The sequence below is a fragment of the Rhodococcus sp. IEGM 1305 genome (assembly GCF_030058635.1).
Classification (GTDB): domain Bacteria; phylum Actinomycetota; class Actinomycetes; order Mycobacteriales; family Mycobacteriaceae; genus Rhodococcus_F; species Rhodococcus_F opacus_D.
On sequence record NZ_JASHKX010000005.1, the window covers coordinates 18,963 to 42,696 of the forward strand.

Genomic DNA, 23,734 nt, shown 5'->3' on the forward strand with positions numbered 1-23,734 from the left:
AACCACCGAAGCCGCTCACCCGTCCTCCGGCCTCGCGAGCCGGTAGCGTCGGAGCATGGTCTCGGTACTCGCAGTGTCCGACGAGACGATCGAGTCGCTGTGGAGTTCGCAGGTGCGTGCCATGGACGTCGACCTGATCCTCGGTGCGGGCGATCTCCCGTTCGACTACCTGGAATATCTGATCGATGCGCTCGACGCGCCGTGCGTCTTCGTGCCGGGCAACCACGACGCCGACCTGTCCGGCTACTCCGCGGGACGTGTCGGATGGATGCGGGCGGGTCTGCCCTCGGCGTGGCCGGGGCCCTGCGGCGCGGTCAACGCGGACGGCCGGATCGTGCGGATCGCGGGCCTGCGCATCGCCGGTCTGGGTGGATCGATCCGCTACAACGACGGCCCCAACCAGTGGACCGAGCGGCAGCAGCGGCGGCGGGCGCGCAACCTGGCGCTGACGAGTGCGTGGCACGCGCGCCGCTCGGGTGTGTCCGGCGTCGACGTGCTGCTCACGCACAGCCCGCCGCGCGGAGTGGGCGACCAGGAGGATCCACCGCACCGGGGTTTCGAGTGCTTCGAGACCCTGGCGGGCAGGTTGCAGGCCCGCGTCATGATCCACGGGCACGTCCACCCGTACGGCCGGGCGGCCGAGGACCGCACACTCGGCGCGACGACGGTGATCAACACCGTGGGATTCACCCTGATGGAGTTGGCCCCGGGCGCCGACCCCACCATCGTCAGGCGCCGGCATGGCACGTGACACCGGATTCCCCGCCGCCGACGCGGAAAACGACTTCACCCGCCAGCGCCGCCGCGCCGAGTTGTCGCGGCTGGTCAGCTGGCTGCGCCGCGAACCGGACGACGTCAACGAGATCCTGCCGTTCGACGAGGTGGTCGCTGCCGTCGGCCGGGTCGGGGAACGGTCGCTCGGCCTGCAGGTGATCCCGGTCAACTCCATCGTCGGGAGCGTCGACCGAACCCGCGACTTCGACCGGTTCTTCCGGCCCACGTCCACCCGGGTGCGCGAGCGCTGGCAACGGCTGGCGGCCGCGCAGCGCCGGGGGGAGTCGGTGCCGCCGATCCAGGTGTATCGGATCGGGTCCATGCACTTCGTCAGCGACGGCCACCACCGCGTCTCCATCGCGTACGCGATGCACTGGAGCACGATCGACGCCTACGTCACCGAGATCCAGACCAAGATCTCCCCCGACGGGATCGCGCAGCGCGGCGACCTGGTCATCAAGGACCACCGCCGCCTGTTCCTCACCCGGGTGCCGCTCAGCGGGCCCCAGCGGGCGGCCGTGGTCGTCACCGATCCCTGGGAGTACGCCGAGATCAGCCAGAGCGTCGAGGCCTGGGGTTTCCGGCTCATGCAGGAGGTGGGCGAATTCCTCAGCCGTGAAACCGTGGCCCGGCGCTGGTTCGGTGAGGAGTTCCTGCCGGTGGTCCGGATGCTGCGGGCCGCGGAGATGCTGCCCGACCACACCGACGCCGAGGCCTACCTGTGGGTGGCGCGGGAGCGGTACCGCCTTGTGCGCCAGCATGTCTGGAACGACGAGATCATCGCCGAGCTCAGCCACCTCGCACCGCGCAGGCACAAACCGGCTAGCCCGTGAACCGCACGACACGCTCGGGCGCCTCGGGGTGCGCGAACTTCAACAGTCGCCTGCCCTCCGCCTCGATCGCGGTGCGATGTGTCTTCGCGATGGTCGCCAACGGCTCCACGTCGAGTACCGCACGGGACTTCTCGACCACCGTCGTGGTGAACGCCGCGACCCTGCCGTTCACCAGGACGGCAGGTTTGATGATGCCGTTCTGGGTGAAGACCTTCTTCCGCACGTCGTCGTCGAGGAGGCGTCCGCGGTCCGCGTGCGAGAGCAGCACGTTGTCGAACGGCGCGAGGATGCGGACGGGGGCGGGGGTGCCCGGGTCCGGCCGGGGTGCGTCGGGAAGGTCGAAGAGTTCCGGTCCCGCTTCGCCCTGGAACACCCGGAGTTCCGGCCGCAGCCGGTCGAAGACCTCCCCGAGCCGGGTCAGCCCCGACCAGGCCTGGGCGTCCCGCGCGCTCGCCGGGCCGAACGCGGCGAGGTAGCGCAACAGCATCGTGTCGATGGACGGCGCGGCGGACAGTGGACGACCCACCCACGACTCCAGCGTCGACAGCGCCGGTTGCCCGGACCTGCCCCAGAGCCCGCGCGGTGGAACCTGGACCATCGGGACCAGTCCCCGCACCCCGTGGGCGAGCGCGGCCCCGTCACGGCCGGGGAACCGCTCCTCGAGCAGGGGCCGCATCTGCGACTGCGTGCGGGGTTCGTCGCGCACCAATTCACGTCCCGCGGCGGCGAGGGCGCCGAGGTCGATCCCGTCGAGACCGGACCGGTGCTGCGTGTTGGTGTGTAGGTCGCGGTCGAGCAGCGGTTGCGTGAGCGGACGGAACGAGAGCGCGTCCGTGGCCGACAGGGCGAAGACCGTGCCGCGCATCGCGACAATCCGCACCACCGCGCGGTTCTCGATGAGGTCCGACAGCGACTCGGCGCGGAATCGTGTCAACCGCGTCCACAGTGCGAAATACGGCGGGGCCGGAGCCTGGGCTTGCAGTCCGCAGAGGTGCTCGATCATGTCGAGGGCGGACGCGTCCGAACGGCTCAGCAGCGATTGCCGGGCCAGTGTGGCCCGGCCCAACGCTCGATTCGACATGCGTTGAGACCCCACCGTGAACCCCTTCGTTAGTTAGCCCCAGTACCGTATTTGATTACGCCGTTCACCGACCCCTACAGGAGGACCCCATGGCCGCCGGATCGACAACCGCAGCCAGGGCTCTCCTGCCCGTCATGTGCTTCGTCGTGATGATTGTCGCCGTTCTGCAAACGTTGGTGGTGCCGATCGTCGGGACCATCGGCTCGCAACTCGACGTCGGCCCCACCGCCGTCGGCTGGCTCCTCACCGCGAACCTCCTCGCGGCCGCCACCGCGACGCCCGTCCTCGGCCGCCTGGCCGATCTCCGCGGCAAACGGCCCGTCCTGCTCGGGGTGCTCGTGGTCGTGCTGCTCGGTTCCCTCATCGGTGCGTTGTCGACGTCGGTAGGAGTGCTGATCTTCGCCCGCGTGCTCCAGGGCGTGTCGTTCGCGCTGTTCCCGATCGGCATCGCGGTCCTGCGTGACGAACTTCCCGCCGAGAAGCTGACCGGGGCGATGGGGATCTTCTCCGGCACCCTCGGATTCGGCGGATGCTTCGGCATCGTCCTCACCGGTGTGCTGGTCTCCGACGGCGCCGACTTCCACCGCATCTTCTGGCTGTCCTCGGCCATCACCGCCGCCGGACTCGTCCTCGCCTGGATCGCCATCCCCCGCCGCCCGCGCACCGGAACCGGATCCATCGACTGGATCGGCGCGGCCGCTCTGGCCGCCGGCCTGGTCCTCGTCCTGCTGCCGCTCGCCGAGGGCGGCACCTGGGGCTGGACGTCCCCCGTCACCATCGTCAGCGGAATCGCCGGAATCCTGGTCCTGATCGGCTGGTTCCTCTTCGAACGCAGGATCACCGACCCACTCGTCGCGCCCCGGCTGCTGACCAACCCGCCCGTCCTCGTCACCCACCTGTCCGCGCTCGTGGTCGGCATGTCGATGTTCGTGATGTTCCTGGGCAGCTCGTACTTCGTCCAGACCCCGCGCGCGGTGGCCGGATACGGCTTCGGGGCCACCGTCCTCGAGGCCAGCACCGTATACCTGCTGCCGGGCGCGATCAGCGGCGTCCTCGCCTCGATCCTCAGCGGAAAACTGATCCACCGCTTCGGATCCCGCGCCGTCCTCATTGCCGCGAGCGTCGTCGGCGTCAGCGGTTTCGTCGTGTTCGTCTTCGCCCACGACCGCACGTGGGAAGTCATCGCGGCCATCCTGCTGGTCAACACGTACATCAGCCTCGCGTACGCGTCGCTGCCGTCACTGCTCGTGGCCGAGGTCCGGCAGGACGAGACCGGCGTCGCGAACAGCATCAATTCCATCGCCCGGTCCGTGGGCAGTTCCGTCGCCAGCGCGCTGCTCGCGACCCTGCTCGCCGGCATCACCATCGACGGAACGGACGTCCCGACCGAATCGGCGTACGTGATCGCGTTCGTCGTCGGCGCGACCGCCGCCGCCCTCGCCGGGCTGCTGCCGTTCTTCGGGATCACGCGCACCACCCGCACCCCCTCCGACGAGGAGGAGGACGAGGTCCACGCGACCGCCCTCGCGGCCGAGTGGGGCACCGTCGGTGGCCTCGGCGGAGCGAACACCCGCGGTTCGGGTGAGCGCCCCGCTCAACGGGTGAGGTTCGCTCCCGAATCCTGATCGAACAGGGCGATCTTCGCCCGGTCGAACCACAGTTCCACCGGCCTGCCGTGCGCCGCGGACGATTCGGTCGACAACCGGGCGACCAGCTGCCCGCCGCCCGCGACCGCGGTACCCGAGTCTGCGGCGAGCTCCTCGAGTTCCCGGGAGGTCACCTGCGGCCCCTCCGCCGTGAAATAGGCGTACTTGTCCGAACCCATCGACTCGAGCACCTCGATGTTGGCCGTGAAGGTGCCACCGGCCGCTCTCTGCCCCTCGTCGACGAGCCCCACGTCCTCGAAGTGCTCGGGACGGATCCCGACGACGACGTCCTTCGCCGTGTTCGACGACCCGATCTTGTCGCGTGTCTCCGGGGGCAGCGTGAACTCGCCGAGCGGCGTCGACACCCCGTCGGCGGTGAGCTGCCCCGGGAAGAAGTTCATCGACGGCGAGCCGATGAACCCGGCGACGAACAGGTTGTTCGGGTGGTCGTACAGATCCTGCGGCGCCCCGATCTGCTGAACCACACCGCCCCGCAGCACCACCACCCGATCGCCGAGGGTCATCGCCTCGGTCTGGTCGTGCGTGACGTACACCGTGGTGGTGCCGAGTCGCTGTTGCAGCCGGGCGATCTCGGTGCGCATCTGGACGCGGAGTTTGGCGTCGAGGTTCGACAGCGGCTCGTCCATCAGGAACGCCTTGGGGCTGCGGACGATCGCCCGGCCCATCGCGACCCGCTGCCGCTGTCCGCCCGACAGATTGGCCGGTTTGCGATCGAGGTGCTGGGTGAGGTCGAGGATCTTGGCGGCGTTGTCCACCTTCGCCGCGATGTCCGACTTCGACATCTTCGCCAGGGTCAGCGGGAACGCGATGTTCTGCCGCACCGTCATGTGCGGGTACAGCGCGTACGACTGGAACACCATCGCGATGTCGCGGTCCTTCGGCGCCTTCTCGTTGACCCGCTCCCCCGCAATGCGCAGTTCACCGGACGAGATGTCCTCCAGGCCGGCGATCATGTTGAGAGTGGTCGACTTTCCGCACCCGGACGGTCCGACCAGAATGATGAATTCGCCGTCGGCGATCGTGATGTCGACGTCGCTCACCGCCTTGGCGCCGTCCGGGTACAGCTTCGTCACCTTGTCGAGCACGATTTCGGCCACAGAAACTCCTTCATAGTTTCGACCCTGCAAGCAGGTCTCAGCCCTTCACCGCGCCGGAGGTCAGACCGGCCACGATGCGTCGTTGGAAGAACAGCACGAAGATGATGATCGGGATCGTGATCACCATCGCGGCTGCGGCGATCGAGCCCGTCGGCTCCTCGAACTGGGAGGCGCCGGTGAAGTTCGCGATCGCGGCCGGCGCGGTGATGGACCGTTCCGTCGAGGTCAGCGAGATCGCGAACAGCAGGTCGTTCCAGCAGAAGATGAAGACCAGGATCGCGGCGGTGACGATGCCCGGCGCCGCCAGCGGGGCCACGACCTTCCGGAACGCCTGAGCCGGTGTGGCGCCGTCCATCTTGGCCGCCTTCTCGAGCTCCCAGGGGATCTCCTTGAAGAAGGCGGACAACGTGTAGATGGCCAGCGGCAGCGCGAACGTGATGTACGGGAGGATCAGACCCGCCCAGGTGTCGAACAGCCCGAGCCTGCGCTCGATGTCGAACAGCGGGCTCACGAGAGAGATCTGCGGGAACATCGCGATCAGCAGGGCTACGCCGACCAGCAGCTTCTTGCCCGGGAAGTCCAGCCGGGCAATGGCGTAGGCGGCCATGGTGCCGATGACGACGGCGATCACCGTGGAGATGAGCCCGATGCCGATGGAGTTGATCAGCGCACTGGTGAACGCGTTGGTCTGGAAGATTCCGCGGTAGTTGTCGAGTGTCCACTTCTGCGGAATGAACTTGCCGTCCTTGATCGTTCCCGCGGGCTTGAACGACAGGCTGGCGATCCACAGCACCGGGACCAGTGCGTAGAGCAGGACGAGCAGGTTGACCACGGACCAGCTGATCTTGCGGCGAGGTGTGTCGACGACGGCCATGGCTATCGGTTTCCTTCCGTGTCGGACCCGGGAGCCGAGGCGCCGAACAGCTTGATGAACACGAACGCGAGCAGCGCGACGCAGAGGAAGATGAGGACGCTGATCGCGGAGCCGATTCCGAGGTTGAATGCCTTGAACAGGTTGTCGTAGCCGAGGATCGACAGTGATCCGGTGTCGTTGGCGCCCTTGGTGAGGACGTAGATGTTGTCGAAGATCCGGAACGCGTCGAGCGTGCGGAACAGCAGCGCCACCAGGATTGCCGGTTTCATCAGCGGCAGGATGATCCGCACCAGCCGCGTCCACGCCCCGGCGCCGTCGACCTGAGCGGCCTTGAGGAGGTCGTCGGGGACGAGGGCCAGTCCGGCGAGCAGCAGCAGCGCCATGAACGGCGTCGTCTTCCACACCTCGGCGAGCACGATGATCGCCAGCGACGGAATCTGCTGCGTCAGCGGGGCGCTGCCGTCGGGCAGCAGGTTGGCGAGATACCCGGTGCCCGGCGTCCACGCGTAGTACCAGCTGTACGCGGCGGCCACGGTGACGATGCCGTACGGGATCAGCACCACCGTCCGCACGATGCCCTTCCCGACCAGCGTCCGGTGCATCACGAGCGCCAGGATCAGGCCCAGGACGAACTCGATCACCACCGACACGACCGTGATGCCCACCGTCACCGCGAAGGCCTGCCACCAGTACGCGTCCGACAGCACCGACACGTAGTTCGCGAGGCCCACGAATTTGCGGTCGTCGGGGAAGCGGAGGTCGTAGCGCTGCAGGCTCAGCCACACCGCGTAGACGACGGGGTAGGCCGTCACCGCGACCATGAGGATCGCGGCGGGAGCCACCAACCACAACCCCAGTCTGCGTTCGGCCTTCTTCCCTTCCGAGATCTGCTTCTTCGACGCGACTTTCGGCTCTTCGGCCCGGTCCGCCTGCACGGTTTCGGTCGTCACGGGATCAGCCCTTCCGAGTTGACCGCCTTGCGTACCTGTTCGGCGAGTTCGTCGACGGTGCGCGGCGGGTCGATGTCACCGACCGGATTCAGCGTGTCGGTGATCAGGGTCGAAATGCTCTGGTACGCCGGTGACACCGGGCGGACGGATGCCGTCTCGAGGCTCTCCCGCACCTCACGCCACGCCGGGTACGCCTCCTGGAACGCCGGGTCGTCGTACAGGCTCGCCAACGTCGGCGGCACACCACCGTTGACGGCGTTGTTGCGCTGGTTCTCCTCGTTCCGCAGGCACGACACCGCCTCGAACGCCAGGTCCGGATGCTGGCTGGTCTTCGCGACCGCGATGTTGAATCCGCCGATCGTCACCTCGGCCGGACGCCCGGGGATCACCGACGGGTACGGCGCCGGGAGGAAGTTCTGCTGACCGTCGACGGTGAGCACCGTGTTACCTGTGTCCACGGACGTCGGGTTGCCCTTCTCGTCGATGAACGGCAGGTCCCCCTTCTCCGCGTTCTCGATCATGCCCGGCAGCACGAACGGCCAATTGACCTCGAACGCAGCCTTTCCGCTCTCCATCCCCAGCCGGGACGACGCCTCGTCGCCCTGGGACACCGACGGGTCGGCACCCTCTGCGGTGGCCACCCGCTTCATGACCTCGAGCGCCTTCAGCGCGGCGTCACCGTCCGCGACCGTCACGGTGGTCCCGTCCTCGGCGACGACGGACCCGCCCGCGCTCGCGAGCAGGGTGTTGAACCACACCATCAGGCCCTCGTACTGCTTGCCCTGCACCCCGATCCAACTGGGCCGCCCCTCCGCGGCGAGGCCCTCCGCGATGTCGATCATCTGATCCCACGTCTGCGGCGGCTGCCCGTCCGGCATGAGGTCCTTGCGGTACCACAGCAACTGGGTGTTGGTGTTCAGCGGCGCGGCGTACAGCTGGTCCTGCCACTTCGCGGATTCGAGGGGGCCTTCGAGCGTGCCCTCGCTGACCTCCGCCGCGATGCCGGGCGGGAGCGGCACCGCCCAGCCGGCCTCGGCGAACTCGGCGGTCCACACCACGTCGAGTGTCATGATGTCGAGTGACGTGTCGTTTCCGGTGAGCCGGCGGGCCAACTGGAGCCGCTGATCGTCCGCGCCCTTCGGCAGCGTGCGCTGCTCCACGGTGTACCGGCCGCCGGCCGCCGCCGTGCAGTTGGCCGCGGCCTCCGCATACTGTTCGGCGCCGTCGGCAGCCGTGTAGAAGCTGAGGACGATGCCCTCTTCGGACGACCCGCACGCAGGCAGCAGGGGAACGGTGAGGACGGCGGCGGCACCGATCAGTCCCCACTTCAGCGAGCGTCCGGGCTTGGTGCGATACAGCACAGCCGCCTCCTCGAGCGGCCCCTCACGGATCCAGTCGCGGTACGGCTGGGCACGCGGGCCCGCACATTTGTTCCTGCCGGAACGCGCACTCCACCGACAGGTCACGGTTTCGGCGCGGGCCTGGGCCCACGCATTGCGCCGTAAACCTATCCGACATCGTCGGCGAACTGGGTGAAATCGCCGCGAACGTCGCGAATGGGACGCAATCCGTGACCCGACCGCAACCCGCAGGTCGAGGCGGGAGCGCCGATCAGAGCGCCAGTTTGGCCAGCATGTCCCGGGCCTTCTCCGCCGACTTCGGCTCGCACAGCACGTCGTACCGCCCGGCGACCAGCTGCATGGTCGACGCGAAGTCCCGGGTTCCCCGCGTCGCCGCGTACGGGATCGTCGTGGAGATCAGCCCGAAGATGATGCCGCCGACGATGCCGACGACGAGCGGCGCCAGGAAACCGCCCGTGACGATGCCCAGCAGCAACCCGAAGAACACGCCGAGCCAGGCCCCCGAAACAATGCCCCCGCCAATCACTTTCGCCCAGGTGAGGCGGCCCAGCACCCGCTCGACCTGCATGAGGTTGACACCCACGATGGTGACGTCCTCCACCGAGAATTCCTGATCGGAGAGGTAGTCGACGGCGCGCTGCGCCTCCGCGTACGTGGGATACGAACCGATGGGCCAGCCCGTGGGGGGTTCCGGCAGAGCCCCACGCCGCGCCCCATTGGACTGTCCGAGTGGATTCGTCATCGTCAGCTGGTCTCCTCGTGTGGTTCTCTCAGGATCGGTCCTGTGAGAACCATTCTGCCTGCTGAGGCTATTTCGCGTCGGGTCGCACGAACTCGGTGGTCCGTTTCATACCCGCGGCGCGACCCTTCGCGGAGATCACCAGCGCCATCTTGCGACTCGCCTCGTCGATCATCTCGTCGCCGAGCATGACGGCACCGCGACCGCCGCCGGCCGCGGAGGTGTGGAACTCGTAGGCGTCCAGGATCAGTTCGGCCCGGTCGTAATCGTCCTGACGGGGGCTGAACACATCGTTCGCCGCCTCGATCTGGGTGGGATGCAGCACCCATTTGCCGTCGAAGCCGAGCGCGGCCGTGCGCTGCGCCGACCGACGGAACGCCTCCACGTCGCGGATCTGGAGATAGGGACCGTCGATGGCCTGCACCCCGTGCGCGCGGGCGGCCATCAGGATGGTCATCAGGATGTGGTGGTAGGCGTCGCCACGGTCGTAGCCGTCCGGCTGCTCCCCGACGACCAGCGTGCGCATGTTGATGCTCGCCATGAAGTCGGCGGGACCGAACACCAGGGTCTGCACGCGGGGGCTGGCCGTCGCGATGGCGTCGATGTTGGTGAGCCCGATCGCATTCTCGATCTGCGGCTCGATACCGATCCGGCCCACCTCGAGCCCGTTGGCCTTCTCTATCTGGGTCAGCAGCAGGTCGAGGGCCTGAACATGACTGGCGTCCGGCACTTTCGGCAGCAGGATCGCGTCGAGGTGGGCGCCCGCGCGTCCCACGACCTCGACGACGTCGGCGTACGTCCACTCGGTGGTCCAGTCGTTGACCCGCACCACCTTGATCTGGTCGCCCCACCCGTCCTCGGCGAGCGCCTCGGCGATGGTGCCGCGCGCTTCCTGCTTGGCGAGCGGCGCCACCGCGTCCTCGAGGTCGAGGAAGATCTCGTCCGCGGGCAGCCCCTTCGCCTTGTCGATCATCTTGCGGCTGCTGCCCGGAACGGCGAGCACCGATCGCCGTGGCCTGTAGACGGAACTCATGACGGACGATCCTCCACTTTCGCAGGTGTTCGATTCCCTGTATTTCTGTACAAGGATCTAGCCTGGCAATCATGGCAGCTGCGAACAAGGTTTTTGCAGCCAGGCTGGCCGGCCTGGTGGTGCTCGGCCCCGACGGGGAGTCGATCGGCCGCGTCCGGGACGTGGTGATCACCGCGCGCGTCGGCCGGCAGCAGCCGCGCGTCCTCGGACTGGTCATCGAATTGTTCACGCGCAAACGCATCTTCGTCCCGATGCTCCGCGTCACCGCCATCGAACCGAGCTCGGTGACACTCACCACCGGCAACGTCAGTCTGCGCCGATTCCAGCAGCGGCCCGGCGAGGTGCTCGCCCTCGCCCAGGTGGCGGATTCCCACGTGCGCGTGGACGACCCGGAACTCGAGGAGCTGCGGGACGCCGACATCATCGTCGTCGATCTGGGAATCGAGCAGACCCGCACCCGGGACTGGGTGGTGTCGAAGGTCGCGGTGCGCGGGCACCGCGGCCGACTCGGTCGCCGCGCCGCCATGCACGTCGTCGAGTGGCAGCACGTCCAGGGCCTCACACAGACCGACCTGGCGATGCCCGGCCAGGGCGTCTCGGCACTGCTCACGCAGTTCGAGGGCATGCGCGCGGCCGACGTCGCGAACGCGATGCGGCTCCTGCCGGAGAAACGCCGCCACGAACTCGCCCTCGCACTCGACGACGAACGTCTCGCCGACGTCGTCCAGGAACTGCCCTCCGACGACCAGACGGACCTGCTCATGCACCTCGAGGTCGAGCGCGCCGCGGACGTCCTCGAGGCCATGGACCCCGACGACGCCGCCGACCTCCTCGGTGAACTTCCCGAGACCGAGGCCGAATCGCTGCTGCAGCTGATGGACCCCCAGGACTCCGAGCCGGTCCGCCGGCTGCTCGAGCACTCCCCCGACACCGCGGGTGGTCTGATGACTCCGGAGCCGGTGGTCCTCACCGCCTCGACGACGGTCGCCGAGGCGCTGGCCCGTGCCCGGATCTCGGACGTCACCCCCGCTCTCGCGAGCATGGTGTTCGTCGTCCGCCCACCGACCGCGACGCCGACGGGCCGCTACCTCGGTTGCGTGCACCTGCAGAAACTGCTGCGGGAACCGCCCGCGAGCCTGGTCGGCGGACTGCTCGACACCGACATGCCGCGGCTGGCACCCGAGGATTCCCTGACGTCTGTGACCCGCTACTTCGCCACTTACAACCTGGTGTGCGGGCCGGTGGTCGACGCCGAGGACCACCTGATCGGGGCGGTCACCGTCGACGATGTCCTGGACCACCTCCTCCCCGAGGACTGGCGTGAAGAGGAGATCGACGGATGAGCGAGAAGTCAGCCAGCGCGGCCGCCCGGAGCCTGTCCGACCGGCAGCGCCTCGACACCCCGCGGGGTACCCGCCGCTTCCGGGTCACGTACGACGTGGAGGCCGTCGGCCGGGCCAGCGAGAACTTCGCCCGGTTCCTCGGCACGGGCCGCTACCTGATGATCCAGACGGTGGTGGTGATCGTCTGGATCATCATCAACGTCTTCGCCGTCCGTTTGCAGTGGGACCCGTACCCGTTCATCCTGCTCAACCTGGCGTTCTCCACCCAGGCCGCGTACGCGGCTCCGCTGATCCTGCTGGCGCAGAACCGCCAGGAGAACCGCGACCGCGTCTCTCTCGAGGAGGACCGCTCGCGCGCCGAGCAGACGAAGGCGGACACCGAGTTCCTCGCCCGGGAACTGGCCGCGCTGCGCATCGCGATCGGCGAGGTCGCCACCCGCGACTACCTGCGGCGCGAGCTCGACGAGATCAAGTCGCTGCTGGGCGACGACGAAGACACCCGCACCCGGCGCAAATGAGGGTCGGCAAATCCCCGCAAACTCCGGCAGGGTCGATCACGTATATGTAACGTCAGTCACATCTTCTCGGATGTATGCGGTGTGCGAAAGCGAAGAGCACCGCAGGGGGTGATCGAGTGCGGATACGTGGACTGTTGACGGTGACTGCCCTGACAGTGGGCGCAGTTGCCACCCTCGGGTCCTCGACCGGCGGTTCTGCTGTGAGTGGAGCGTCCGTGGGCACTTCCGCGTTCGGTTCCACGACGGGAGCGACGACACTCACGGCGGCGTCGATCACGCCGGGAACCACGCCCCAGGCCGCGTACTTCCCGCCGTCGGGAATCGTGGCGCCGACACCGCGGGTCGCCCGGTCGCAGCGGGCCGCTCCCCCGCCGCCCGCGCCCGCACCGCTGCCCGCCGTGACAAATCCCACATCCCCGACGTCGCCGTCCGGCACCGGGCTCATCGCCGCACCGGTGATCCTGAGCGCTCTGGGCATCCCGGAGATCGTGCTCAACGCGTACCGATCCGCGGAACTCGAGATGATGGCGGAGTCCCCGAAGTGCGGTCTGCCGTGGCATCTGCTGGCCGGTATCGGCCGCATCGAATCGGGTCACGCCGGCGGCGGCCGGACCGACTCGGTCGGCACCACGATCACCCCGATCCTGGGTCCCGTTCTCGACGGCAGACTGGCCGGCAACGAGGTCATCCGAGACACCGACCGCGGCGCCACGGACGGCGACCCCGGGCACGATCGCGCCGTTGGACCGATGCAGTTCATTCCCTCCACGTGGGCCAAGTACGCCTCCGACGGCAACGCGGACGGTGTGGCCGATCCGAACAACGTGTTCGACGCGACGCTGGCGGCCGCCCGGTACCTCTGCTCGGGTGGTCTCGACCTCCGCGATCCGCTCCAGGAGACCCGCGCGGTCCTGCGGTACAACAACTCTGCCGCGTACGCCGCCAACGTCATCACCTGGTCGAACGCCTACCGGAACGGGGGAACTCCGACGCCGAGCCAGTTGTCGGAGTCGGCGTCGCCGTCGCCCGGACGTCTCGCCGACGCCGCCGCGGCCGAATCGGACCTTCCACGCGATCTCGCGACCACCCCGCAGCCGTCCACGGACGGCGCGGCCACTCCCGCGACGCCCGCTCCGGCCCCGCCGATTCCCGGACTCCCGCCGCTGCCGCAACTGCCCTGTCTGATCTTCTGCCCGCCCGCCGACCCCGGCGTCCCGGCATCCGTCACGCCCGGCCCGGTCGAGCCCGCCCCGGGCGCCCCTCCGGCCGACGTCGTTCCCCGGTAGTCACCTCCGCCTCCGCCGCGCGCTCTGCTTGCAGGGCGCGCGGCGGAGTGTTCCGGTGTCCGGATCGTGACGCACCGACCGGCCCGATCCGTGCCGGACCCCCGGCACCTCCACGTCCTGGCGTGACCTTGCCGTGTTCGTTACCCTCGCTCACATGCCTTCGGAGTAACGGAATCGTGCGATACAAGTCCGTTTGATCACGGTTGGATAACGGAAACGTATCGAATCAGGTAGCCTCGATCCGGTCAGTTGAACGGAACACCCCAAGACGGGGGTCGCAGGAGGCAATCGAGTGGGTCGGCACAACAAGAAGACGGACTCCCATATCCGCCGCAATTCGGTCATCGCGCTTACCGGACTCGTCCCCATCGGACTGATCACCGCAGCCAACACGGCCGGCGCCGCACCCAAGGTCCCTTTCCTCTCCACTAACTCCTCGTCGGAGGTCGCCGACGTCGCCCAGGAGGCGACCGACACCGCACCCGAGGCCGCGGAAGCCGTCACCCCCGTGGCCGAGACCGCCGCCGAGGCCGCACCGGCAGCCGAAGCGGCGCCCGCTGCGCCGGCACTCGCACCCGTCCAGGCCACCCCGCCCCTCCCGGCGAGCATCGCCCAGGGCGCGCTCGGCATCCCGGCCATCAGCGTCACGGCGTACCAGAACGCCGAGCGCATGCTCGCCGTCGAACAGCCGGGGTGCGGCATGTACTGGACGCTCATCGCCGGAATCGGCCGCGTCGAGTCCACCCACGCCTACGACGGCAAGGCGGATGACAAGGGCAACATGCTCAAGCCCGTCCTCGGCCCCGTCCTCGACGGCACCCTTGGCGGCAACGCGGTGATCCGCGACACCGACGGCGGCAAGCTGGACGGCGACGCCAACTACGACCGCGCAGTCGGCCCCACCCAGTTCCTCCCCGAGACGTGGAACCGCTACGCGGGCGACGGCAACGGCGACGGCGTCGCCGATCCGCAGAACCTCTTCGACTCCGCGCTGACCACCGGAAAGTACCTGTGCGACGGCGGATTGAACGTCAAGGATCCGATTCAGGCCGCCAAGGCCGTGCACCGTTACAACAACTCCGCCGCCTACGTAGCCAACGTGCTCGCCTGGTCCGCCGGCTACTCCAGCGGAATCATCCCGGCAGCCGCGGACCTGCCGCGCATCCACTGAGCGCACATCCTTACCATTGAGTCATGCCAGTCCTGAGCGAGTCCGCTGTACGTAGCGCCCTGGCGCGCGTCCAGGATCCCGAGATCCGGAAACCGATCACCGAACTCGGGATGGTCAAGAGCATCGACATCGCGTCCGACGACAGCGTCGACATCGCGATCTACCTGACCACCGCGGGCTGCCCGATGCGGACCGAGATCAGCGACCGTGTCACCAAGGCCGTGGCGGACGTCCCCGGTGTCGGTGCGATCCGCGTCGAACTCGACGTGATGAGCGACGAGCAGCGCACCGAACTCCGCAAGTCACTGCGCGGAGACTCGGCCGAGCCCGTCATCCCGTTCGCCCAGCCGGGTTCCCTGACCCGCGTCTACGCGGTCGCGTCCGGTAAGGGCGGCGTCGGCAAGTCCAGTGTCACCGTCAACCTGGCCGCCGCACTCGCCGCCCGCGGACTGTCGGTGGGCGTTCTCGACGCCGACATCTACGGACACTCCGTTCCCCGCATGCTCGGCACCGACGCCAAGCCCACGCAGGTGGAGCGCATGATCATGCCGCCCGTCGCGCACGACGTGAAGATGATCTCCATCGCCCAGTTCACCCAGGGCAACACCCCGGTCGTCTGGCGTGGACCGATGCTGCACCGCGCGCTGCAGCAGTTCCTCGCCGACGTCTTCTGGGGCGACCTGGACGTACTGCTGCTCGATCTGCCGCCCGGCACCGGCGACGTCGCCATCTCCGTCGCGCAGCTGATCCCCGGTGCGGAGATCCTCGTCGTCACCACTCCGCAGCAGGCTGCCGCCGAGGTGGCCGAGCGCGCGGGCGCCATCGCATTGCAGACCCGTCAGCGCATCGTCGGAGTCGTCGAGAACATGTCCTGGATGGACATGCCCGACGGCAGCCGGATGGACATCTTCGGGTCCGGCGGCGGACAGGCGGTCGCCGACCGTCTCACGAAGGCTGTGGGCGCGAAGGTGCCGCTGCTGGGACAGATCCCGCTCGAGCAGGCGGTCCGTGAAGGCGGCGACGGCGGCGTTCCCATCGTCCTCGGCCACCCGGATTCGCCGGCCGCGACGGCACTCCGCGACATCGCGGACAAGCTGGCCGTCCGCAAGCGGGGACTCGCCGGAATGTCGCTGGGGATCGACACCACCCGCCACCTCTAGGCGCTACGGGCCTGTGCGCCTTTCCGGTTGCCGGAGCAACCGGAAAGGCGCACGAGCCCGGAGGGCCTATGTTGCGTCGAGGTCGATCGGGGGGCGCTCGCCTGCCGCGAGGGGCTTGTTCTGCGGCGGAGTGGGCGTCGACGGATCGACGCTCACGGCCTTCGTCCCGGACTTGTCGAACGACACCGAACTCGGCTTGTCGAAGTTGCCGGTGAGAATCGAATCGTCACCGTCGAGCAGATGCTTGGTGATGACCGCGCGCGGTGTCATGCCGCGCAGCTGATTGAGGTCCGACAGCGGCTTGCGCAGATCCTCGAATTCCGGACCGAGCTCGTCCTTGAGCTGCTGGCTGGCGCCGCTCGCATACTCACGGACCTGCCTCAGTGATTTCGTTACCCAGCTGACCGCACCCGGAAGCCGCTCGGGTCCCAAAATGACCAGAGCTGCGACGAGGAGGACCATGAACTCGCCCCAACCAATGTTGCCGAACACGTGGTCAGCCTACTGTGCGGTGAGGGTGTGTGCCCAGGTGACGGAGCGATCTCACAGCAACCTCTCGAGTCAGTCGGAGGCCGGGGTCACGTCGACATCGACGAGTCGGCCCTCGCGAATCAGCTGAACCCGGACGGGTTCGCCGATCTTCTGCAGGTTGACGGCCACGACCAGTTCGTCGGCGCTGGTGACCGTGCGGTCACCGACCTTGACGATCACATCGTTCTCGACGACCCCTGCGCGCGCGGCCGGGCTGTCCGAACGGACATTGGCCACCTGGGCGCCGCTGGTGTTGTCGTTGACGACGGTGCGGGCATTGACGCCGATGTCCGGGTGGTGCATCTTGCCGTCCCGGATGAGGGTCTGAGCGACCGTCGTGACGTCGTCGATGGGAATTGCGAAGCCGAGACCCACCGAACCGCCGGACTCGCTGAGCATGGCGGTGTTGATGCCGATGACCCGGCCGGTGTCGTCGACGAGCGCGCCACCCGAGTTGCCGTGGTTGATGGCGGCGTCGGTCTGGACGGCGTCGATGACGGCGTTCGTGTCGGAGCCCTCGCCGGACAGTCGCATCGGACGATGCAGGGCGCTGACGATTCCGCGGGTGACGGTCTTGCTGAGCCCGAGGGGCGATCCGACGGCGACGACGTCCTCACCGACCTGCACGTCGCCGGACTTGCCGAGTTCCGCGACCGTCAGGTTGTCGGCGGACACCTTGAGCACGGCCAGGTCGGTCTTGATGTCGCGACCGACGATCTGGGCGTCGGCCTTGGTTCCGTCCGAGAAGATCACCTGGATCTTGCCGCCGTCGGGGGCGGTGGCCGCGGCGGAGATGACGTGATTGTTGGTGACGATGTAGCCGGCGCCGTCGATGACGACACCCGAACCGGTACTGCCCTGGTCGCCGACCGCCACCTGGATGGACACGACGGCGGGCAGCACGGCGTCCGCGACCTGCGCGACGGGCGACTGGCCGAGGTCGTCCTCGCCGCCGCCCTGGACGAGGGTGACGCTCTGGCTGGTGAGCGAGCTGCGATCGGCGGTGATCACGGCGGCCAGGAGGCCGCCGACCAGACCGATTGCGAGTGCGATTCCGCCGAGCGCGACGAGCGCCTTCGGCGCCACCTTGCCGCCGAACAGGACTTCGCGGGCGCTGAGCGCGGGGGCGGGCGGGCGGGAACGTTCTTCGGCGTGCAACGCCGGGGAGCCCAGCTCGACGCCCGCGTCGGGATCACGCCAGGGGTCGGCGGGCGGCGCCTCGGCTGCCGGGGTCGCGGGCTTCTCGTTGGGATCACGCTGAATGGTGTCGACCTCGCCGTCCGGCCGGCCGAACGCCTCCGCCAGCACGGGGTCGGGGGCACCGACCTTCACCGAGGGTTCGCTCTCACCCCGGGCGTCCGACGGGGCGAAGGAACCGGTGACGCCACCGGGCCGGCCGAATGCGCGGCTGGACGCTGCGTCGATCTGCGGCCGGTAGACGGGCCTCGGATCGAGCCGTGGGGCGTCCGCCGGGCGGAGCGTGCCCGACTCGTCCGCCACGGGACCGTCGGGTGCCGTCGTATCGGAACCCGGAGTCTTGTAATCCGCCGTCACGCTGTCGTGTCCCCCTCGTGTGCGTCAGTCACGCGCCCCAGTATCACCGATGCCTCGCTGAGCGCGGACACCGCCGTCGTCGGTCCGGATGCGCTCAACGGCGCCGACGCCGGGACCAGATCCGGCTCGTGATCGAGTACGCGCTCGTGAGCGGCGAATCCGGGGTGTGGGAGTCGAACGGGGTTTTGTCGGCGGGATCGCCCTGGTTGCAACTGGGGATCTGGCTCAGCAGACCGAGGAGGCCGGACGGCATGGCGACGTCGCCGCTGCGGCGCAGGGCACGCCTGGCCTGTTGCTGGGAGTCCACCTCGAACGCACACTCGGCGCAGATCGACAGGTGGTGGGCGGCGCGCAGATAGGCGGACATGCGGAGTTCACCGTCGACGAAGGCGGCGATCGCCTCACTCGCCAGGTGTTCGGTGGAGCCAAACTGGCGAGGTACACGCCCCTGCGTCATTCGTCCCTCCTGGTAACTACCCGACGCCGATCTGATCGGAGTCAACCTTTCCGTTCACAGCCAGATGCTCGCGCAGAGCCTGCCTGCCGCGGTGGATGCGGCTGCGCACGGTTCCGAGCTTGACACCCAGTGTGGCACCGATCTCCTCGTAGGACAGTCCTTCGATGTCACACAGCACGACCGCGGCGCGAAACTCCGGGGCCAACGAATCGAGCGCTGCCTGCAGATCCGCGTCCAGGCGGGCGTCGTGGTAGATCTCCTCGGGGTTCGGCCCGTCGGCCGGGACACGATCGTAGTCCTCCGGGAGCGCTTCCATGCGGATGCGGTTACGACGGCGGACCATATCGAGGAAGAGGTTGGTGGTGATGCGGTGCAGCCAGCCCTCGAACGTGCCGGGCTGGTAGTCGGACAGGGAACGGAACACGCGGATGAACGTGTCCTGAGTGAGGTCCTCGGCGTCCTGTGCGTCGCCCGACAGCCGGTAGGCCAGTCGGTAGACTCGGTCGCCGTGCTCGCGGACGAGTTCGTCCCAGGACGGCATGGCGGACTTCTCGCCTGTGGCATCGAACACAGCAGTGCCCGTCAGCTCGGCGTCCGACAGCTGCTCGTCGGTGTTTCTCTCGTCAGGAGCCATCGTGTGGTTGCTCATCGAGTTAAGTGGATCCTCCTACTCAGGACCGCAGATCACTGGACGTGGTATAGGCGTCAACTCCCGAGGGCCGGGATTTGTTCCCCGATTCTCGGACTTTCCTCCGTCGTCGTGATCTCCCCGCCGGGCGGTCTTCGGATCTGGCGTTGGACATACTCTTTCCCACCGCGATATGTGTGCGGTGTGAGCAAGCTGAGGTATTCCTGAGAATCGCGGCCGGGCAGGTCGCGGCATTGTTGTCGAGCGCGCCTCGCAGCGGCGATGACGAGACCCCGATAGCCTCATGAGCGTGCAGACAAACGCCGAACGGATACTCACCCACGCAGAAGGGGCTGTCCGTGAAGACGAGGCCCTCGGTGCGGCCAGGGAGCGGGCGGACGACCTCGGTGCCGGTCCGGTACCTCCCGCGGTCGGTGCTGCTCTAGCCCTGTTTGCCCGCATGCTGGACGCCAAGACGGTCGTCGAGGTCGGAACCGGCGCGGGTGTGAGCAGTTTGTGGCTGCTCCGGGGCATGCGCGAGGACGGCGTCCTCACCACGATCGACAGTGAACCCGAGCACCAGCGGGCCGCCAAGCTGTCGTTCCGCACCAACGACATCGCACCCGCCCGGACGCGGCTCATCAACGGCCGGGCGCTGGACGTTCTGCCGCGGCTCGCCGACGGGGCGTATGACCTGGTGTTCGTCGACAGCGCACCGGTCGATCACCCGCATTACGTCCGTGAAGGGGTTCGCCTGCTGCGTCCGGGCGGCGCGATCGTGCTGCACAACGCCCTGCACGGCGGGCGGGTCGTCGACCCGAGCCAGCGTGACGCGGCGACCGTCGCCGTCCGCGAGGCCGCGAAGGCGCTCGCGGAGGACGACCAGCTGATCCGCGTGTTCCTGCCGATCGGCGACGGTCTGCTCTGCGCGTCCAAGCTCTGAGAGCCCGGTTCGTTCCGGGGCCCTCCCGCTAGATCCAGACGCCCTTGCCGATGGCGACGACGCCGCCGTTGCTGACGGCGAAGCGTTGCTTGTCGCGCTCGAGGTCGACGCCGATGATCTCGCCGTCGCCGACGACCACGTTCTTGTCGAGGATCGCGCGGCGCACGACGGCCCCCTTGCCGATGCGCACACCGGGCATGAGGACGCTGCCCTCGACCGTCGCGCCGCTGTCGATCATCACGTTGGAGCTGAGCACGGAGTTGCGCACGGTGGCCGCGGACAGGATGCACCCGGCCCCGACCACGGACTCCTGCGCGAGGCCGCCCTGCACGAACTTGGCCGGCGCCAGGTTCTCCGTCTCACCGCGGATCGGCCACCGACGGTTGTAGAGGTTGAAGATCGGGTGGACCGACACGAGATCCATGTGGGCGTCGTAGAACGCGTCGAGCGTTCCCACGTCGCGCCAGTAACCCCGGTCGCGGTCGGTGGCGCCGGGAACGATGTTGTCCTTGAAGTCGTACACGGACGCCTCGCCCGCCTCGACCAGCGCGGGGATGATGTCGCCGCCCATGTCGTGGTCGGAGTCGGAGTTCTCGGAGTCGGCCCGGATGGCGTCGACGAGCACCTTGGTGGTGAACACGTAGTTACCCATCGACGCGAACGTCATGTTGGGGTCGTCCGGGGTTCCCGGCGGATGCGCCGGCTTCTCGAGGAACTGGACGATGCGGCCCGACTCGTCGCTGTCGATACAGCCGAACGCGAACGCCTCGCTGCGCGGCACCCGGATTCCGGCCACCGTCACTCCCGCACCCGACTCGATGTGGTGCTGCACCATCTGCTCCGGGTCCATCCGGTACACGTGGTCGGCACCGAACACCACGATGTACTCGGGATCCTCGTCGTAGACGAGGTTCAGCGACTGCAGGATCGCGTCCGCACTACCGGTGTACCAGCGCGGGCCCAGACGTTGCTGCGCGGGAACGGGAGTGATGTATTCACCCGCGAACCCGGACAGTCGCCACGTCTGAGAGATGTGGCGGTCCAACGAGTGCGACTTGTACTGCGTCAGAACACACAGGCGGAGGTATCCCGCATTGACCAAATTGCTGAGCACGAAATCGATCAACCGGTAGGCGCCTCCGAAAGGCACAGCGGGCTTCGCCCGATCCGCGGTGAGCGGATAGAGACGTTTGCCCTCGCCGCCGGCGAGCACGATTCCAAGCACATGTGGCTGGCTCCTCACCCTGTCAACCTATCGGGCGGCCACTCCCCCCGCCAGCGAAGCGCCGAGTCACGGTTTCTCCGATACCTGAATGTGTCCGAGAGCGGTGGCCCGAAGCGGCCCGGACGGTTACGTTAGGCCGGTGCGGGTGGCGATGATGACCAAGGAATACCCACCGGAGATCTATGGCGGTGCGGGTGTACACGTCACCGAACTGGTTGCTCAGTTGAAGCAGCTGTGTGAGGTGGACGTGCACTGTATGGGCGCTCCGCGCATCGGAGCGGTCGTACATACCCCCGATCCCGCCCTGGCCGGGGCCAATCCGGCACTCGCGACGCTGTCCGCCGAACTGCGCATGGCGGACGCCGCGACCGGTGCCGACGTCGTGCATTCCCACACCTGGTACACCGGCCTGGCGGGCCATCTGGCGTCCGCGTTGTACGACGTGCCCCACATCCTCACCGCCCATTCCCTCGAGCCGCGGAGGCCGTGGAAGGCGGAGCAGCTGGGCGGCGGCTACCGCATCTCCTCGTGGTCCGAGCGCAACGCCGTGGAGCACGCCGACGCGGTGATCGCCGTGAGCGCCGGGATGCGACTCGACGTCCTCGACGCGTATCCGTTCGTCGACCCGCACCGGGTCCACGTGGTGCGCAACGGGATCGACACGTCCGTCTGGCACGCGGGGCCCGCAGGTCCGAGAGACTCCGCCCTCGCGAAGATCGGCGTCGACCCGGACCAGCCGATGGTGGCGTTCGTCGGCCGCATCACCCGGCAGAAGGGCGTCGGTCACCTGATCGCCGCGGCACACCACTTCGCGCCAGAAATCCAGTTGGTGCTGTGCGCGGGAGCCCCCGACACCCCGGAGATCGCCGCCGAGACCGAGCAGGCCGTCGCCGCGCTCGCGGCACATCGGGGCAACGTGTTCTGGGTGCGGGAAATGCTCCCCACCGACCAGGTGCGGGAGATCCTGTCGGCCGCAACCGTCTTCGTGTGCCCGTCCGTGTACGAGCCGCTGGGGATCGTGAACCTCGAGGCCATGGCCTGCGAGACCGCGGTCGTCGCGTCCGATGTCGGCGGTATCCCCGAGGTGGTGGAGGACGGGGTCACCGGCCGTCTGGTGCACTACAACTCGTACGAGCCCGAGGCGTTCGAACAGGCGCTGGCCGAGGCGGTCAACACAATCGCGGCCGACGTCGGCACCGCCCAGGCGATGGGCAAGGCGGGACGGGCGCGGGCGATCGCCGAGTTCTCCTGGGCTGCCATCGCGCAGCAGACCCTCGACGTCTACCAGGACGCGCTGTCCCGGCGCTGAGCGACGAGCTCAGAGCCGGGTGTAGGTGGACACCGTCACCGACGCCGTCACCGGATAGTCCTGCGGCAGCGCCGCGATCGAGGACGCCAGCCGGTCGGCGGTGAGGTGCCGTGCCGACGGCCCCATCCCGACGAGCCGGGCCACGTCGAGGTGCGACAGAGACATCGGGTACTCCACGGCCACGTGGTCGGTGCGCTCGAATCGCCCGGACATCGCTGCCCCGAGACGTTCGACCTTCCGGTCGTCCACCCGGACCATGCCGAGCAGGTCCACGAGCTCCCCCAGGTGCCGCTCCGTGGGGGTGAGGACCACCAGAGACCCGCGCTCGGCGAGCACCCGGTGCGCCTCGTCGGCGTTGCGCGGCGCGAATACGCACAGGACGTGGCTGAGCACGTGGTCCCGCACCGGAAGGTGTTGCCACACGTCGGCAACCACTGCTCCGGCGCGTGGGTGTGCCTTGGCGATGCGCCGGGCCGCGTACTTGGATACGTCGAGGCCGATTCCCCGGCCGGTCGGGACGGCGTCGAGGACGCGCGCCAGGTAGTGGCCTGTGCCCGCGCCGATCTCGAGGATCCGGGGATCGTCGCCGGGTCCGGTGCCTGCCACCACGGCGTCGGCGACGGCATCCATCAGCGGGTCGAAGCTGCCGCCGCCGAGGAAGTCGGCACGTGCGGCGATCATTTCGGGGCTGTCGCCGTCGAACTTGCCGCCGGCCCCGGTCATCAGGCTCACGTAGCCCTGCCGCGCCACATCGAAGGCGTGCCCCTGGTCGCACAGGATCGTACCTTCGGCGAGTTCCACGCGAGACCGGCACTGCGGGCACGCCAGCAGGTCGGTCACATCGGCCAGCACGAACGTTCGCCTCCCGGTTCCGGACACGGAACAGGCCCCGCACCGAGAACGGCGACGGGGCCTGCCCTGTGAGGTTCTCTCCGCACTCGACTAACTGGTGACGCCCTTGAGCTCTTCACCGAGTGCGGCAGCTTCCTCCGGGGTGAGCTCGACAACCAGACGTCCACCACCCTCGAGCGGAACCCGCATGACGATTCCTCGTCCCTCTTTGGTTGCTTCGAGGGGACCGTCCCCGGTCCGGGGCTTCATGGCCGCCATCCTCTGCTCCCTCCAGATCTGCGCTGCCTGCTTGCGCCTCGACAAATTTTGGCACCCCGCCAACACTCGGCGAGGCTTGTGACATCCATT

General features: G+C 68.3%; 24 protein-coding genes. 10 read left to right on the plus strand and 14 right to left on the minus strand.

Translation table 11 applies throughout. From position 1 onward, the window contains the following. Window positions 1-55: 55 nt before the first annotated feature. Entirely contained in the window at window positions 56-751 is a 696-nt protein-coding gene (locus QM693_RS11255; RefSeq protein WP_005264659.1) for a metallophosphoesterase family protein, read from the plus strand. Then, a complete protein-coding gene (locus QM693_RS11260) occupies window positions 741-1,607 on the plus strand; it encodes a hypothetical protein (protein ID WP_005264657.1) in 867 nt (288 codons plus the stop codon). Before QM693_RS11255 ends, QM693_RS11260 begins: the two co-directional genes overlap by 11 nt. Here the strand turns inward: QM693_RS11260 and QM693_RS11265 are convergent. After that, window positions 1,597-2,703 (minus strand): winged helix DNA-binding domain-containing protein, encoded by a 1,107-nt coding sequence (locus tag QM693_RS11265; RefSeq protein ID WP_280783510.1) that lies wholly within the window; start codon window positions 2,701-2,703, stop codon window positions 1,597-1,599. The two genes, QM693_RS11260 and QM693_RS11265, sit on opposite strands and share 11 nt — an antisense overlap. A 74-nt stretch (window positions 2,704-2,777) precedes the next feature. Here QM693_RS11265 and QM693_RS11270 point away from each other — a divergent pair, with 74 nt between their 5' ends. Next, the gene (locus QM693_RS11270; protein WP_283332893.1) at window positions 2,778-4,313 is read left to right on the plus strand and encodes an MFS transporter; all 1,536 of its coding nucleotides are present in this window, start codon (window positions 2,778-2,780) and stop codon (window positions 4,311-4,313) included. Here the strand turns inward: QM693_RS11270 and QM693_RS11275 are convergent. The 6 genes from QM693_RS11275 to QM693_RS11300 form a co-directional block, all read right to left on the minus strand. Then, window positions 4,283-5,452 carry an ABC transporter ATP-binding protein gene (locus tag QM693_RS11275; protein WP_280783508.1) on the minus strand — a complete coding sequence of 390 codons (1,170 nt, stop codon included), beginning with the start codon at window positions 5,450-5,452 and terminating at the stop codon, window positions 4,283-4,285. The two genes, QM693_RS11270 and QM693_RS11275, sit on opposite strands and share 31 nt — an antisense overlap. Before the next feature lie 37 nt (window positions 5,453-5,489). Continuing rightward, window positions 5,490-6,326 (minus strand): carbohydrate ABC transporter permease, encoded by an 837-nt coding sequence (locus tag QM693_RS11280; RefSeq protein WP_005239292.1) that lies wholly within the window; start codon window positions 6,324-6,326, stop codon window positions 5,490-5,492. 2 nt (window positions 6,327-6,328) lie between these two features. After that, window positions 6,329-7,276: a carbohydrate ABC transporter permease gene (locus QM693_RS11285; RefSeq protein ID WP_005573473.1), complete on the minus strand. Its 948-nt coding sequence runs from the start codon at window positions 7,274-7,276 to the stop codon at window positions 6,329-6,331. Next, the gene (locus QM693_RS11290; RefSeq protein ID WP_283352372.1) at window positions 7,273-8,637 is read right to left on the minus strand and encodes an ABC transporter substrate-binding protein; all 1,365 of its coding nucleotides are present in this window, start codon (window positions 8,635-8,637) and stop codon (window positions 7,273-7,275) included. Before QM693_RS11290 ends, QM693_RS11285 begins: the two co-directional genes overlap by 4 nt. Before the next feature lie 250 nt (window positions 8,638-8,887). Further along, window positions 8,888-9,379, minus strand: coding sequence for a general stress protein (locus QM693_RS11295; RefSeq protein ID WP_005239275.1), 492 nt, complete (start codon window positions 9,377-9,379; stop codon window positions 8,888-8,890). 67 nt (window positions 9,380-9,446) lie between these two features. Continuing rightward, entirely contained in the window at window positions 9,447-10,409 is a 963-nt protein-coding gene (locus QM693_RS11300; RefSeq protein WP_283332892.1) for an HpcH/HpaI aldolase/citrate lyase family protein, read from the minus strand. 71 nt (window positions 10,410-10,480) lie between these two features. Between QM693_RS11300 and QM693_RS11305 the strand changes: the two genes are divergently transcribed. From QM693_RS11305 to QM693_RS11325, 5 genes are all read left to right on the plus strand, one after another. Further along, window positions 10,481-11,752: a magnesium transporter MgtE N-terminal domain-containing protein gene (locus QM693_RS11305; protein ID WP_105412769.1), complete on the plus strand. Its 1,272-nt coding sequence runs from the start codon at window positions 10,481-10,483 to the stop codon at window positions 11,750-11,752. Continuing rightward, window positions 11,749-12,270: a DUF1003 domain-containing protein gene (locus tag QM693_RS11310; RefSeq protein ID WP_280783506.1), complete on the plus strand. Its 522-nt coding sequence runs from the start codon at window positions 11,749-11,751 to the stop codon at window positions 12,268-12,270. Before QM693_RS11305 ends, QM693_RS11310 begins: the two co-directional genes overlap by 4 nt. A gap of 116 nt (window positions 12,271-12,386) precedes the next feature. Continuing rightward, a complete protein-coding gene (locus QM693_RS11315) occupies window positions 12,387-13,556 on the plus strand; it encodes a lytic transglycosylase domain-containing protein (RefSeq protein WP_283332891.1) in 1,170 nt (389 codons plus the stop codon). A gap of 292 nt (window positions 13,557-13,848) precedes the next feature. Then, window positions 13,849-14,727 carry a lytic transglycosylase domain-containing protein gene (locus QM693_RS11320; protein WP_283332890.1) on the plus strand — a complete coding sequence of 293 codons (879 nt, stop codon included), beginning with the start codon at window positions 13,849-13,851 and terminating at the stop codon, window positions 14,725-14,727. Between the two features lie 23 nt (window positions 14,728-14,750). Then, entirely contained in the window at window positions 14,751-15,887 is a 1,137-nt protein-coding gene (locus tag QM693_RS11325; protein WP_105412772.1) for an Mrp/NBP35 family ATP-binding protein, read from the plus strand. Window positions 15,888-15,953: 66 nt separating this feature from the next. On the opposite strand, the gene tatB is transcribed toward QM693_RS11325, so the two are convergent. The 4 genes from tatB to sigE form a co-directional block, all read right to left on the minus strand. Beyond that, window positions 15,954-16,379, minus strand: coding sequence for a Sec-independent protein translocase protein TatB (gene tatB, locus QM693_RS11330; RefSeq protein WP_283352373.1), 426 nt, complete (start codon window positions 16,377-16,379; stop codon window positions 15,954-15,956). A 69-nt stretch (window positions 16,380-16,448) separates the two neighbouring features. Next, complete coding sequence (locus QM693_RS11335) at window positions 16,449-17,972, minus strand: S1C family serine protease (protein WP_105412773.1); 1,524 nt, start codon at window positions 17,970-17,972, stop codon at window positions 16,449-16,451. Window positions 17,973-18,066: 94 nt separating this feature from the next. Then, window positions 18,067-18,429: an RNA polymerase subunit sigma-70 gene (locus QM693_RS11340; protein WP_283332888.1), complete on the minus strand. Its 363-nt coding sequence runs from the start codon at window positions 18,427-18,429 to the stop codon at window positions 18,067-18,069. A gap of 16 nt (window positions 18,430-18,445) precedes the next feature. Continuing rightward, a complete protein-coding gene (sigE, locus tag QM693_RS11345) occupies window positions 18,446-19,078 on the minus strand; it encodes an RNA polymerase sigma factor SigE (RefSeq protein ID WP_005239257.1) in 633 nt (210 codons plus the stop codon). Between the two features lie 283 nt (window positions 19,079-19,361). On the opposite strand from sigE, the gene QM693_RS11350 reads away from it, so the two are divergent. After that, entirely contained in the window at window positions 19,362-20,000 is a 639-nt protein-coding gene (locus QM693_RS11350; protein ID WP_283352374.1) for an O-methyltransferase, read from the plus strand. A 28-nt stretch (window positions 20,001-20,028) separates the two neighbouring features. Here the strand turns inward: QM693_RS11350 and glgC are convergent, their stop codons facing one another. After that, window positions 20,029-21,243, minus strand: coding sequence for a glucose-1-phosphate adenylyltransferase (gene glgC / locus QM693_RS11355; protein ID WP_283332887.1), 1,215 nt, complete (start codon window positions 21,241-21,243; stop codon window positions 20,029-20,031). Between the two features lie 121 nt (window positions 21,244-21,364). Here glgC and glgA point away from each other — a divergent pair, with 121 nt between their 5' ends. Beyond that, the gene (gene glgA / locus QM693_RS11360) at window positions 21,365-22,534 is read left to right on the plus strand and encodes a glycogen synthase (RefSeq protein ID WP_283332886.1); all 1,170 of its coding nucleotides are present in this window, start codon (window positions 21,365-21,367) and stop codon (window positions 22,532-22,534) included. Between the two features lie 9 nt (window positions 22,535-22,543). Here the strand turns inward: glgA and QM693_RS11365 are convergent, their stop codons facing one another. Together QM693_RS11365 and QM693_RS11370 are read right to left on the minus strand one after the other, a co-directional pair. Further along, window positions 22,544-23,386: a putative RNA methyltransferase gene (locus QM693_RS11365; protein ID WP_283352375.1), complete on the minus strand. Its 843-nt coding sequence runs from the start codon at window positions 23,384-23,386 to the stop codon at window positions 22,544-22,546. Between the two features lie 90 nt (window positions 23,387-23,476). Continuing rightward, window positions 23,477-23,644 carry a DUF3117 domain-containing protein gene (locus QM693_RS11370; RefSeq protein WP_003936084.1) on the minus strand — a complete coding sequence of 56 codons (168 nt, stop codon included), beginning with the start codon at window positions 23,642-23,644 and terminating at the stop codon, window positions 23,477-23,479. Window positions 23,645-23,734: the final 90 nt, after the last annotated feature.

Excerpts from the sequence above, each read along its gene's own strand:
- QM693_RS11255 (WP_005264659.1), top strand. The coding sequence starts at position 56 with ATGGTCTCGGTACTCGCAGTGTCCGACGAGACGATCGAGTCGCTGTGG.
- QM693_RS11260 (WP_005264657.1), top strand. The coding sequence starts at position 741 with ATGGCACGTGACACCGGATTCCCCGCCGCCGACGCGGAAAACGACTTC.
- QM693_RS11270 (WP_283332893.1), top strand. The coding sequence starts at position 2,778 with ATGGCCGCCGGATCGACAACCGCAGCCAGGGCTCTCCTGCCCGTCATG.
- QM693_RS11280 (WP_005239292.1), bottom strand. The coding sequence starts at position 6,326 with ATGGCCGTCGTCGACACACCTCGCCGCAAGATCAGCTGGTCCGTGGTC.
- QM693_RS11295 (WP_005239275.1), bottom strand. The coding sequence starts at position 9,379 with ATGACGAATCCACTCGGACAGTCCAATGGGGCGCGGCGTGGGGCTCTG.
- QM693_RS11300 (WP_283332892.1), bottom strand. The coding sequence starts at position 10,409 with ATGAGTTCCGTCTACAGGCCACGGCGATCGGTGCTCGCCGTTCCGGGC.
- QM693_RS11305 (WP_105412769.1), top strand. The coding sequence starts at position 10,481 with ATGGCAGCTGCGAACAAGGTTTTTGCAGCCAGGCTGGCCGGCCTGGTG.
- QM693_RS11310 (WP_280783506.1), top strand. The coding sequence starts at position 11,749 with ATGAGCGAGAAGTCAGCCAGCGCGGCCGCCCGGAGCCTGTCCGACCGG.
- QM693_RS11325 (WP_105412772.1), top strand. The coding sequence starts at position 14,751 with ATGCCAGTCCTGAGCGAGTCCGCTGTACGTAGCGCCCTGGCGCGCGTC.
- QM693_RS11340 (WP_283332888.1), bottom strand. The coding sequence starts at position 18,429 with ATGACGCAGGGGCGTGTACCTCGCCAGTTTGGCTCCACCGAACACCTG.
- sigE (WP_005239257.1), bottom strand. The coding sequence starts at position 19,078 with ATGAGCAACCACACGATGGCTCCTGACGAGAGAAACACCGACGAGCAG.
- QM693_RS11350 (WP_283352374.1), top strand. The coding sequence starts at position 19,362 with ATGAGCGTGCAGACAAACGCCGAACGGATACTCACCCACGCAGAAGGG.
- QM693_RS11370 (WP_003936084.1), bottom strand. The coding sequence starts at position 23,644 with ATGGCGGCCATGAAGCCCCGGACCGGGGACGGTCCCCTCGAAGCAACC.